We start from the raw sequence: 11,903 nt of genomic DNA, 5'->3' as shown, positions 1-11,903 counted from the left end.
TGACCTTTAAACTAAAGCTTTAGGCACAATAGTATTGTGCTTCAGACTTGAAGCACCTTTTTTCTAGATCGAGAAATCAAATTTTCCAATAGCTATCCTTTCGTGACAACCACATTCAACCACCGCTCATCCCTATCAGGCCGCTGATCAACCGTCACCCATTGCTCAGCCAGCGTCAAACTCGGACAATGACTTAACAGCTCTTGCAGCCGCTCCTCATTCAAATCCGTAAACACCCGACCATTTTTTTCCCGCTCACCGTTGCCATATTTAAATGACATATACCAAACGCCCTTGGGTTTCAGTGCGGCTTCAAACTGTGTGAAGACCACAGGAAGAACCGCTTCAGATAAATGGAGTAGGGAAGCGCAGGCCCAAATCCCATCGTAGGCTTCAATGTCGGTGACTGACTCCAGTGTTTGCAGCTTCACAGGTAGCCCTGTGTGTTGGGTGGCCAGTTTAACCATTTCGACAGAAGCATCCATGGCATCGACTTGAAACCCTTTCTCTAGAAATGCTTTAGCATCACGTCCCGATCCACAACCTGCATCCAAGATGCGTCCGTTCGGTATAACGCGCTGAATAAAGGGTCGATAGAGTTCACTCATATCCACTTGAATGGTATCGTTAAAAAAAGATTCGGCGTTTTGATTATAAAATTCTAGAGTCATCATGATGTTCTTAGATTGAAGAATGATTTGATGTGACTAAACAAGGATGAGCCCCGTTGAAACAACCTATTGAGAACATCCCAGCTTTTCAGCCTCCGTTATTGGAAACCTTAACACAACGTCTTGAGCCTTTGGGATTTTTCTTAACAGCACACTTGTTAAGAGGTGTGCTGTTTCATTGCCCTGAGTCCGATACTGCGATTATGGTGGATCATCGCGTTTGTGATCGCCACTATCCGTATTCCTATACCGAGTACACCAAAGAGCAAAATAGCCTGATGCATCAGCATGCCAGTCTGTTTAGGATCATTGTCGATGATGAGGACGAGCTGGAACATGAGTGGTCATTGCTTCAAGGGTATTTGAATCGGAATTTTAGTGAGGATGAGATACGTGCCGGTGGGAATCGAGCACTATCGGAGGTCGACCCAACGCTACCAGAGGCCTATTTTGAACAAGCATTTATTGAGTGTTATGGTCGTGAAGCGCTAGATCGTGTCTCTCGTGAGTTACCCATTATTGATATTAAGGGTCAGACGCGTTGGGTGGATTATTATCTGCAGCGTTCAGAAGGTAGTGATATTGCCATCGAGAAAAACGGTGAGACGTATCATCACCCCATCATTACCGGTAAGACTCAGTATCAACGCCAGTTAGTCAAACAAAATTCCTTGGTTGCATACGGCGTCAAGGTGTTTCGTTGGTCACTGGAAGGTATGCGGTTTCTTGAAAATTTCCATGAGGAGTTAAAATGTTTTTTGGGGCCTGCGGAGCATTTCGAGTTAGCCCAAAAGGTCTGTGTTTCGCGTGAGTTTGCGTTGCTAAGTCATCAAATCAATCAACTGGATGCAATGCGACAGGCAAGAGTTGAAGGGAAGAATGCCTTTCTGGTGGTTTTACCAACGGGCACGGGTAAAACCGAGGTGTTGATCGCGGATTTGGCTGAGCAGTATCACGCTGGATCTGCCAACAAGTCTTTGGTCATGGTGCCGTCTAAGCAGTTAAAGCTGGACCATATTCAGAAGTTCGCTCAGCGTTTGGCCGATCATGGCATTCATCACCTTCAAGTGGGTGAGGGTTTGGAGAATGACATCGTCGTGCAAACCTATTCGATGATGAGTCGTCTTTTTACACGATTGCCCTCGGATCTGTTCGACTACTTAGCCGTTGATGAAGCGCATCACGCTACCGCGCCAACTGTTAAGAAAGTGATACAGCACTTTCGTCCACAAACCTTGATTGGTTTAACCGCCACCGATAAGCGTTTGGATGCGCAAAAGTTAGAGGATATTTTTGGCAGTTATGAAACAGATTTGAGTTTAGTTGAGGCAATTAAGCAAGGTCTCTTGTCGCCGATTAAGGCTTTCCGACTGCACAGTAATTTAGACTTCAGTGAGATACGTTTTAATGGTAAGGACTACCTTTCCACTGACTTGCAGAAGTATGTCATCGTCCCTTCGCGAGATCAGTTGGTTGTCGATACGCTGTTGAAATACTTTGTCGATACCGAACTGGATCGGAAGCAGGGGATTATTTTCTGTGTCTCAGTCAAGCATGCTGAGAGTCTGGCCAAGCTAATGAAGCAACATAGCATTTCAGCCATGGCGGTTAGCGGTAAGGACAATAAGTCCGCCGCCTATATTCAGGACTATCAAGACGGCAAGATTCAGTTCTTGACGACTTGCTCGTTACTCAACGAAGGCTGGGACTCGCCCCATACCTCAGTGATCGTCATGGCACGACCGACCATGTCCAGAGTCCTTTACACCCAGCAGCTTGGGCGAGGTACGCGTAGGTTTCCCGGTAAAGAAGCCTTGTATGTGATTGATGTCGTGGACAACTATGGCGCCTCGGCGGGTATCAATAAAATGCCCTGGTCGATTCATGCACTCTTAGGCATCCCTAATTATCGGCCTTGGAGTGCTGTGTTAGAGACTCAGCAACCCTTAGCCTCTTCGGAAGAGCTGATTCTGTCCGGTCTTTATGAGCAGGAGCGTTTACTTGAAAAGATCAATATCTTTACCTTTCAGAGCGAATACCCTGACCATATCAGTGATGAGCAGCTGGCGCGTGAATTATTCGTCTCGACTGGAACAGTGACCAGTTGGGTGAAGAAGGGCAAAATTACACCCGCTGTCAGCGTTCCGCTTGGACGCCGAGCGGTCAATTATTATGCTCCGGAGCAAATTGAACAAATTCGCCAAGAATTGGGCCTCAAAAAGCATGATGACACAACCCTATATGAAGACTTTTGGGCGTTTGTGAAGGAAGGGAATTACACCTTCTCATACAAAATAGTGATGATGCTCTCTTTCTTCGAGGTGATGGACCACAATGGTGAATGTAATCTTGATGAGCTACTCAGCCATTACACTGCGTTTTACCAAAACCGACTGGATAAAGGCTTAGCGGTTGATCGAAGTAAGTGCCCTTTTCAAGAGCAAGACTTTCTTGCCACTCCCGCGCTGATGAAAACCAGTTTGCTGCAGAACCCCTTCGAAAAATTCGAACGTAAGCGCTTTATGTACCATTGCAAAGATCTCAACCATATTGCTTTCTCTTCAGTGTTGTGGAGTCGGATAGGTCATCACGATGAGATTCAGGCGTTGAAAGCGCATTATCAGGGAGAGTTGGAGCGGTATTATGAGCAGGTTTAGGGGGCGGTCGTTTTCTATATATCAGCCTATTTAAAGACGGCGTTTTCCTGATGGATACATTAAGTCTTTAAAACCGAACTGTTTTTTAAGCAACGGTTAATCTCTGTATGCATGCCTGTTCTGACGGTCACTTAGAATGAGCGATCAGCAGTGCTACACAGTTTCGATTTAATGGATTAAGATTACTTCTCGCCACTCGGGAGTAAAAATCATTATGATTAACGCTGAGCAGATGTATAGTGTTCTGGACACTTTGCCAGATCCTGTTTTTATCCTCACGCGAGAGGGGCGATACGTAGGGGTCTTCGGTGGTAAAGATGCGCGCTATTATCATGATGGCAAGGGGCTTGTGGGGCATCGGATTACGGATTTGATTAAGCCTATCAAAGCTCAGTGGTTTTTAGAGCAAATTGAGAAAGCGCTCTCGACCCAGAGTCTTTTGATTGTCGAATATGAGCTGAGCAACAAGGATGTTAAAGGTCTTCCAGATGAGGGCCCTGAAGAACCCATTTGGTTCGAAGGTCGCGTTCAAGCGTTGGACTTTAAAGTGGATGGTGACGATGTCGTTCTTTGGGTTGCCAGTAACATTTCGGAGCGTCATTGTTTGGAAGTCCAGCTACGTGAAATGAGTGATACCGACCAGCTAACGGGTTTATACAACCGCAGAAAGTTAGAGCGAGATCTCATACTTCACTTTGAAGCGTTTACACGCTACGGCATTCCAACATCAATGTTGATGTTTGATCTCGATAACTTGAAAGTGATCAACGACTCTCTAGGCCACTTGGCAGGCGACAAGTTAATCAGCACATTGGCTAAAACATGCATAGCAGAACTAAGGACAAACGATATTGCCTGTCGATTTGGTGGTGATGAATTTGTAATTGCCATGCCCGCACTGGATCAAGAACAAGCGCTTCAATTGGCAAAGCGATTACATCAGCGCTTCATTAATGACTTATCTCATTTCTCAGCGGCAGATACTAAGGCTACAGTGAGTATGGGAGTTGTCTCGATATCTGCTGCGGATGTGACCTATCTTGATCTATTGCACCGAGCCGACACGGCACTCTATCAGGCTAAGCGTCAGGGTAAAAATAGGATAGTGTCTGCCTAGTGAGCAGTAGGTGTCTTTAAAAGTGGTTGCTGCACTTTTTCTATGTCGAGATACTAGGTGCATGACAGCTAATAATTAAGGTGAAATATGTCAGCTAACTTAAAGATATTAAATAAACAGAATCTAGAGCCTGAAGAGTATTATTTGGATGCAGAAAAGCGTCTCGAAGGAAATCCAAAACAGACGCTTTGGATGGAGTATACAGACTCGACTAAGCAGTATTTTGTCGGCGTATGGCGCAGTGAAGTGGGTAAATGGAAGGTTCGCTATACTGAGGAAGAGTACTGCCGTATTACGGAGGGCGTCAGTATTGTGACGGACGAACAGGGCGTTGCCGTGCGACTTGAGCAGGGTGATGAATTTGTTATTCCAAGTGGCTTTCAAGGGACATGGGAAGTGGTGGAAACCACAACTAAGCGTTTTGTAATTTACGAAATGAATGAGTGAACCCTGCGCTTACGTTGTGCCAGATAAACATATCTCATCAATCCAAGGGGAAGCATTCGAGATATCCTTGTAGAGTGCATAGATTTTGTCTTGTACTGAGTCTATTTCGAGTAATTGTTCGACTTGATATTGGCGGCAGACTTCATCGGCGATCATGGTTGGCGCGGCAAAAACGCCCATCCCATGTGCGCCGAAAATCTTAATTAATGCACTGTCATCAATTTCGGCACCAATGCGCATATGAATATTGCGTTTAGCCAACCACGCGATTAAGCGCTCAAAGTAAACCGCATTTCGAGCATTCGCGAGTAAAACGGCATCCTGTAAACTGTCTGGCAAGCCTTTATTGCGTAATTTTGTAGCGATACTAGGTGCAGCAAACAGGCTGATACCTGAACTTAATACTTCTTTGAGCTGAAATGTGGTGATATCGTCGATCACTTTAAGGCGATCCGTAATGATGAGATCTAGCTTGTGGCTGCGCAGTTCGTTGAGTTGACGTTCGGTTTCACCTGTTTTACAAATTAAATGCAAATTGGGTGTTTTGTTGTATGCAGGCTGTAGAAGGTTGAAGACGATCAATTTGTGAATGGAAGAGGATACGCCGACCCGGAAAATATTGCGTTCAACCAATTGGTCGGTATTAAGGAAATACGAGAGTTCATCCGCAATAGAGAACATGGCATCGGTATAATCAAACACCTGCTGTCCGAAAGGTGTTAACTTTAACTTTCGGCCTTCACGTTTAAACAGCAAGCGTCCGAAGTCAGATTCCAGTTGCGACAGTTGTCCGCTCAGGGTCTGGGGCGCTAGCTTCAGTATTTCACTGGCGGCAGCAATGGAGCCTTCCTTGGCAATTGTTCGGAAATAATGGAGATGTTTATAGTTAATTTTGTTGTCCAAAAGCGGCTCCTAGTGTGGCTTTTGACACCAATTATTGTGTGCTCAGCATCTGCTCATAAGCATAATCACGCAACCGCTGAAAGTCGAGTCGGTTCCTCTCTAACAAAGCTTTCAGGCACTTTGAACACATGGGCCGCTTTTGATTCAAATGGACTGAAAGCCGAACTCACGTATTCATACACCAGTGGTACCGGCTGACCGTTCTCAATCACTTTTAAAAAACAGTGCTCAGTCGGTAGGTCAGCACGTAAGGGTTCTTCTATCCAGGCAACAATTGAATGATTCAAGCTGAACTCAGTTTTGACGATTCGGTAGCCCTCTTTTAGAATCAACTCGTTCACGGGTTTGTGTGAATCCAGCGATACTTGTCTAATTGTTTTCATGGCTTATCTCCAGTTCTAAGTGACAATTAAGTTATAGCACTGGATTTGAATCGATAAAACAGTATTATTGAGATATATAGATCGTTTTTTTCGATGATTTGAGTGTGTTAGGCGGTGATGAAGTGGTGTTCGAGGAGTCATCGTTCGAAGGCATATCAATCCTTTCATGCATCAATTGCCGATGCATGAAAGGATGACGTGAGGTTACAGGCGTTCGAAGATGGTTGCGATGCCTTGGCCACCACCGATACACATGGTCACCAGCGCGTAGCGGCCCTCGGTACGGTGAAGCTCATAAATGGCTTTGGTGGCGATAAAGGCGCCAGAGCATCCCACAGGATGACCTAAGGCAATGGCTCCGCCGTTCGGATTAGTTTTTTGCATGTCCAATCCAAGTCCTTTCGCTACGGCCAGGGCTTGAGCTGCAAATGCTTCGTTGGATTCAATAACATCCATATCGTCGAGTGTCAGTCCTGCCTTTTGCAGCGCTAAGCGTGAGGCTGGAATCGGGCCTTCACCCATGACGTCATTCGGAACACCTGCAACGGCATAGGAGACAATGCGCGCGATGGGTTTTTGACCTGCTTTTTTGGCAACCTCAGCATCGGCAAGTACCATAAATGCGGCGCCATCATTGATTCCAGATGCATTGCCAGCAGTGACTGTTCCATCCTTTTTGAAAGCAGGACGCATTTTGCCTAGGCTTTCCATGGAGGTTCCGGGTTTGACGTGTTCATCACTATCGACAACCACCACCCCTTTGCGTGTTTGGATTTCAATAGGGACGATTTGTGATTTGAAGCGGCCTTCTTCAATCGCGCGTGTTGCGCGAGCATGCGACTCAACCGCAAACGCATCTTGCTCTTCGCGGCTGATTTCCCATTTAGCGGCAAGGTTTTCAGCGGTGATTCCCATGTGGCCCACGCCGAAGGGATCATTTAAGGTCGCTACCATCATGTCAACCATGCTGGTGTCGCCCATGCGAGCGCCTGAGCGCATTGCCGGAGAGAGATAGCCACCACGGGACATGACTTCAACGCCGCCACCTACACCGTAATCACAGTCACCTAGCATGATGTTTTGTGCTGTGGTGACAATGGCCTGCAGGCCTGAGCTGCAGAGGCGGTTGACCGCCATGGCGACTGACTCCATTGGGAGACCTGCTTGGATCGAAGCGACACGAGCTACATACGCAAAACGAGAGTCCGTTGGGATGCAGTTCCCGACAGTGACATAGTTAATTAAATTTGGGTCTACTTCTGAGCGGTTGACCGCTTCTTTCATGACTTGTCCAGCCAGTTCATGAGGCTCAATAGAGCTCAGACCGCCACCAAATGAGCCAATAGCAGAGCGAACTGCACTTAAAACAACAACATCGCGTCCCATGGTGTATTTTCCTTCTTATCAAGTAGTGCCATAGTCATACAGGCATTTGAGCATTAAATTTCATCTACACCTGATCATACCCGTCTGTTGTGACAATTGTTAAGCAGATTGTTTGGTCGATTAGTCTGAGATGGGCAGGATGGTTGATTCGTTTTTGCCTTTCTGGGGGCGTGCAGAGCTGAGTCAAACCTGAGTGGCTCAGCCGTATTAATCATAGTTGGCGAGTGCGCTTTTGGCGGATGAGTAGAAAGCTTAGATTAGCAATCATGAGGCCTAATACAACTAGAATCAGCAACGGCAGTGATGTCTCACCCATGTGTTCGAGCAACACACCTGCTGCGTAAGGAACTATCATCGCTCCGGTGCCTACCGCCATAAAGATGAGCCCTGTGCGTTTTCCGTTGAGTTTAATAATGTGGCTTCCGAGCGAAAAGAGCGTAGGGAAAATAGCCGACATAGATAAGCCGAACAGCAAGGTAATCAAGTGTAAAGATGCGCGATTGAAGTACATGAGCAGCATCATGGATACGGCAAGCGCGAAGCATCCGCATAACAGATAAGTAAATAAATGTGGACGTAGTAATGGTATCGCAATTAATCGCCCAGCAGACAAGCTGAGCCAGAAAATCGAGACCAATATCGCCGCGTCTGCGGCGTCTGTTCCACGCAAAGTGGCGTAGGTTGCAATCCATCCTGCAAATGTCATTTCCATGCCGACGTAGAGGCTGAATAATAGCAATAAGCCACCAAAGACGGCCTTGTCATACGGGGCTGAAGAGGTGTCACGCTGCTGGCGATCCGGGTTGTCAGGAGTGGGTTGTTTTAAGATGAAAAGCATTATGACGCTTAATGCAACCGCAACCAGCCAAAAGGCTGCGTGAATTATATCAAACAGGGCTAGCATCATAATGAGTATGAGTGGAATGATCATAGCACCCAACCCATAGCAAAAATGCAAGGCGCTGATAAAAGGTGGCGCACGCTCTTTATGCGCCCAAATCATCATTAGATTGCACCCGGCATTTAGGGAGACTTCAGAAAAACCTAAAATGAAAACAAAAATGCACAGTAAACCCAAAGACATCAGGCTGGGTGTAATGACCATGCCAAGTATGGCGGCGATCCCCATGAGAATAAGTATTTTATGGCCATCGTAACGATCAAAAAGCTGACCTGAGACAAGTGAGCCAATAATGTTGCCCATGGCGCGTGCGGTAAATAAAAGAGCGATCTGGCTCATGCTGGAATGGCTTTGCTCTGCTAGGAAGGGGAGCGCTGGGCCTAGAATTCCGCCCATCATGCCGATGCATATGAAAATAACCCAGTAGGTGATTGTCAGGCGCCAGTGTTTCGGTGTGTCCAGGGAGGCCTGCACAGGGCTGTTCATAAATTACCTCAAGAAAGGCAGTAGGCAGAGGTGGGTGATTTTGTTGTAACAGAAATGAGTAAGCTAAAATTTATAAGGCATCAATAGCTTACGAAGCTATTGTGGATTTGGCAAGTGAATAATTCAGGGGCACAAGCACGCTTCGCGTTATGCGCCTCCTTCGCAACAGAGCTTGTGATTAACGAGCTCTGTAAGTGATGCGGCCCTTGCTTAGGTCGTAGGGAGTCAGTTCGACTTTGACCTTGTCACCAGTCAATATGCGAATGTAGTGCTTGCGCATTTTTCCAGAAATATGGGCTGTCACCACGTGACCATTTTCAAGTTCTACACGGAACATTGTGTTAGGTAGGGTGTCTATAACAGTCCCTTCCATTTCAAACGCTTCTTCTTTTGCCATTCAATCGTTACCTCTAAGACTGGTTCTTCAACCTGGTCCAATTAGAAAGGCCAAGATTCTACCTGAAAACTTGCTCGATTCAAAATTATTCCTGCATTAAACGCGTCCAATGACCATCTATTAATACTTCAAGGGGTTTATAAGCCGTTTTGTAACTCATTTTGCGGCAGGCTTTTACCCAATAGCCTAAATATAAATACTGGTCTTGGCGTCGATTACCTTCCATTATTTGCCATAAAATAGCGTTTGCTCCAAGGCTTCGTTGTTCTTCATCAGGCTCATAGAAGGTGTAAAGTGCAGATAGCGAATTGACAAGATGGTCTGTAACCGCAACGCACATCAGCTTTCCGGTGGCGTCACGAAACTCATAAAATCCAGTGTCTTGTCCGCCTTCGACTAAAAAGTTATAAAATTGATCTGTGCTGGGGGGGTGCATGTCGCCATCTCGATGACGTTTATTGATGTAGCGTTGATAAAGTCGATAGGTTTCATCGTTTAATGTGGGAATAACCCGCTGCACGGAGAGATCCGCGTTGCGTTTAAGAATGCGTTTTTGAGTTTTGCTGGGTGTAAATGAATCGATTGGGATTCGAACAGATTGGCAGGCATGACACTGATCACAATGAGGTCGGTAAATATGACCACCGCTGCGACGAAAACCCAGTGCCGACAGCTGAGTGTAAGTGGTCGGTGTAATCACTGCCTGAGGATCGACAAATAAGGTTTTGGCTTTCATGCCCGGTAGATAGCTGCAATCATGATCTGGGGTCACGTAGAAACGCAATGTTTGCATATCGCTCATGGTATCAACTGCCTAAAATATACTGTGTATCAATCTCGAACATCCACCCTTGATGAGGCGCTGCCTCAGTATGCTCGGCAAGTATGTCAATAAACGTACCACGGGGTATTTCAATTGCCCCCATACTTTCTAAATGCGGATTGTGGACCTGACAGTCAATTAAGGCAAATCCCCATTTGTTCAGCTGATGGCATAAAAAGCTGAATGCAATTTTGGAGGCGTCTGTTTCTTTGCTAAACATCGATTCACCAAAAAAAACGCGACCTAAGGCCATGCCATACAATCCGCCGATAAGTTGTTTTTCTCGCCAAACTTCAACCGAGTGAGCTATTCCCATACGGTGTAAGCGAGTGTAAGCATCCACTATCTCTTCGCTGATCCAAGTGCCACTGGCTTTTTGCCTAGGCCCTGAACAGGAACGGATAACGTCTTCAAAGTTTAGGTCAAAGGTCACCCGAAAATCATTTTTTCGTAAGGTTTTTTTAAAACTTTTTGAAATGTGGACTTGATTTGGGTAAATCACACAGCGTGGGTCGGGGCTCCACCATAAGATTGGCTCACCAGGGTTGTACCAAGGAAAAATTCCACGTTTATAGGCACTAATGATGCGGGCAGGCGTAAGATCGCCGCCCGCTGCGAGCAACCCTTCGGGATCACGAAGGGCCATGCTCACGGGAGGAAAGGTGTATGCTTCTGGGTGCAGCCACGAAATCACAGTCGACGATCCTTATCTTATAAGGCCTAGTTAGTTATCCAGAAAACGTTCAGCATCCAGCGCAGCCATGCAGCCGAAACCAGCTGAGGTAATGGCTTGTCGGTAGATATGATCACAGACATCACCGGCTGCAAAGACACCTTCTATGCTTGTTTGCGTCGCATTGCCCTCTAAACCTGATTGAATTTTTAGGTAGCCGTCTTTCATTTCAAGCTGACCTTCAAATAAATCAGTGTTTGGCTTGTGCCCTATGGCAATGAATACACCTTGTAGATCAAGTGATTGCTCTTCGCCATTTTGGACATCTTTAATGCGGATGCCAGTGACGCCTGACGCGTCACCCAGAACCTCGTCCAGTTGGTGATTCCAAAGAATGCGAATATTGCCGTTCTTCGCTTTCTCGAAGAGTTTGTCCTGAAGAATTTTTTCACTTCTCAAGCTATCGCGACGATGTATCAGCGTAACTTCAGCTGCGATGTTTGATAAATAAAGCGCTTCTTCCACAGCAGTGTTGCCACCGCCAATAACAGCCACTTTTTGTCCCCTGTAGAAAAAACCGTCGCAGGTCGCACAGGCGCTGACGCCCTTACCTTTAAAGGCTTCTTCAGACTCTAGGCCGAGGTATTGGGCAGAGGCGCCTGTCGCTATGATTAGGGCATCACAGGTATACTCACCCATGTCGCCTTTGAGTCGAAAAGGGCGCTGCTGTAATTCAGCTGTATGAATGTGGTCAAAGAGAACTTGTGTATTGAATCGCTCGGCGTGCGCTTGCATACGCTGCATGAGTTCAGGTCCTTGGACGCCTTCTACATCGCCAGGCCAGTTGTCGACTTCAGTTGTTGTCGTAAGCTGTCCGCCTGCTTGCATGCCTGTTATCACAACAGGATTCAGGTTTGCACGTGCAGCATAGACTGCAGCGGTATACCCTGCAGGACCAGATCCAAGAATCAGTAAGCGGTGGTGTTGAGTGTTACTCATAGTTAAACGGCATCCTTAATGCTGAAAACAAGACTATTTTCATATTAGGTTGGGGTGAGC

12 protein-coding genes are annotated in these 11,903 nt (G+C 46.4%); 3 read left to right on the top strand and 9 right to left on the bottom strand.

The features are described 5' to 3' along the window. Positions 1-92: 92 nt before the first annotated feature. Complete coding sequence (locus tag DN062_RS03565; protein ID WP_205126639.1) at positions 93-674, bottom strand: class I SAM-dependent methyltransferase; 582 nt, start codon at positions 672-674, stop codon at positions 93-95. Between the two features lie 53 nt (positions 675-727). Between DN062_RS03565 and DN062_RS03560 the strand changes: the two genes are divergently transcribed. The 3 genes from DN062_RS03560 (at position 728) to DN062_RS03550 (ending at position 4,892) form a co-directional block, all read left to right on the top strand. Then, on the top strand, positions 728-3,328 hold the full coding sequence (locus DN062_RS03560) for a DEAD/DEAH box helicase family protein (RefSeq protein ID WP_112157585.1): 2,601 nt from the start codon (positions 728-730) through the stop codon (positions 3,326-3,328). A gap of 214 nt (positions 3,329-3,542) precedes the next feature. Next, positions 3,543-4,445: a sensor domain-containing diguanylate cyclase gene (locus tag DN062_RS03555; protein ID WP_112157584.1), complete on the top strand. Its 903-nt coding sequence runs from the start codon at positions 3,543-3,545 to the stop codon at positions 4,443-4,445. Between the two features lie 87 nt (positions 4,446-4,532). After that, positions 4,533-4,892 carry a cupin domain-containing protein gene (locus DN062_RS03550; protein ID WP_112157582.1) on the top strand — a complete coding sequence of 120 codons (360 nt, stop codon included), beginning with the start codon at positions 4,533-4,535 and terminating at the stop codon, positions 4,890-4,892. Positions 4,893-4,901: 9 nt separating this feature from the next. On the opposite strand, the gene DN062_RS03545 is transcribed toward DN062_RS03550, so the two are convergent. The 8 genes from DN062_RS03545 to trxB all read right to left on the bottom strand — a co-directional run bounded on the left by DN062_RS03545 (position 4,902) and on the right by trxB (position 11,843). Further along, positions 4,902-5,795, bottom strand: a complete 894-nt coding sequence (locus tag DN062_RS03545) for a LysR substrate-binding domain-containing protein (protein WP_112157580.1) — start codon at positions 5,793-5,795, stop codon at positions 4,902-4,904. Positions 5,796-5,860: 65 nt separating this feature from the next. Further along, entirely contained in the window at positions 5,861-6,178 is a 318-nt protein-coding gene (locus DN062_RS03540; protein WP_051514299.1) for a DUF7352 domain-containing protein, read from the bottom strand. A 204-nt stretch (positions 6,179-6,382) separates the two neighbouring features. Next, positions 6,383-7,564, bottom strand: a complete 1,182-nt coding sequence (locus DN062_RS03535) for an acetyl-CoA C-acyltransferase family protein (RefSeq protein WP_112157578.1) — start codon at positions 7,562-7,564, stop codon at positions 6,383-6,385. A gap of 211 nt (positions 7,565-7,775) precedes the next feature. Next, positions 7,776-8,951 carry an MFS transporter gene (locus DN062_RS03530; protein ID WP_112157576.1) on the bottom strand — a complete coding sequence of 392 codons (1,176 nt, stop codon included), beginning with the start codon at positions 8,949-8,951 and terminating at the stop codon, positions 7,776-7,778. A 178-nt stretch (positions 8,952-9,129) separates the two neighbouring features. Continuing rightward, complete coding sequence (gene infA, locus DN062_RS03525; protein ID WP_036509108.1) at positions 9,130-9,348, bottom strand: translation initiation factor IF-1; 219 nt, start codon at positions 9,346-9,348, stop codon at positions 9,130-9,132. 85 nt (positions 9,349-9,433) lie between these two features. Next, positions 9,434-10,150 carry an arginyltransferase gene (locus tag DN062_RS03520; protein WP_112157574.1) on the bottom strand — a complete coding sequence of 239 codons (717 nt, stop codon included), beginning with the start codon at positions 10,148-10,150 and terminating at the stop codon, positions 9,434-9,436. Positions 10,151-10,154: 4 nt separating this feature from the next. Further along, positions 10,155-10,865, bottom strand: coding sequence for a leucyl/phenylalanyl-tRNA--protein transferase (gene aat / locus DN062_RS03515; protein WP_112157572.1), 711 nt, complete (start codon positions 10,863-10,865; stop codon positions 10,155-10,157). 30 nt (positions 10,866-10,895) lie between these two features. Beyond that, the gene (trxB, locus tag DN062_RS03510) at positions 10,896-11,843 is read right to left on the bottom strand and encodes a thioredoxin-disulfide reductase (protein ID WP_112157570.1); all 948 of its coding nucleotides are present in this window, start codon (positions 11,841-11,843) and stop codon (positions 10,896-10,898) included. Between the last annotated feature and the right edge of the window lie 60 nt (positions 11,844-11,903).

This window comes from Nitrincola tibetensis, from assembly GCF_003284585.1.
Lineage (GTDB): Bacteria > Pseudomonadota > Gammaproteobacteria > Pseudomonadales > Balneatricaceae > Nitrincola > Nitrincola tibetensis.
Note: the sequence above shows the minus strand (reverse complement) of the source record. Positions and strands in the feature narration are given on the sequence as shown.

Coding starts and splice junctions, on each gene's coding strand:
- trxB (WP_112157570.1), bottom strand. CDS start 11,843: ATGAGTAACACTCAACACCACCGCTTACTGATTCTTGGATCTGGTCCT.
- infA (WP_036509108.1), bottom strand. CDS start 9,348: ATGGCAAAAGAAGAAGCGTTTGAAATGGAAGGGACTGTTATAGACACC.
- DN062_RS03555 (WP_112157584.1), top strand. CDS start 3,543: ATGATTAACGCTGAGCAGATGTATAGTGTTCTGGACACTTTGCCAGAT.
- DN062_RS03530 (WP_112157576.1), bottom strand. CDS start 8,951: ATGAACAGCCCTGTGCAGGCCTCCCTGGACACACCGAAACACTGGCGC.
- DN062_RS03520 (WP_112157574.1), bottom strand. CDS start 10,150: ATGAGCGATATGCAAACATTGCGTTTCTACGTGACCCCAGATCATGAT.
- DN062_RS03565 (WP_205126639.1), bottom strand. CDS start 674: ATGATGACTCTAGAATTTTATAATCAAAACGCCGAATCTTTTTTTAAC.
- DN062_RS03535 (WP_112157578.1), bottom strand. CDS start 7,564: ATGGGACGCGATGTTGTTGTTTTAAGTGCAGTTCGCTCTGCTATTGGC.
- DN062_RS03540 (WP_051514299.1), bottom strand. CDS start 6,178: ATGAAAACAATTAGACAAGTATCGCTGGATTCACACAAACCCGTGAAC.
- DN062_RS03550 (WP_112157582.1), top strand. CDS start 4,533: ATGTCAGCTAACTTAAAGATATTAAATAAACAGAATCTAGAGCCTGAA.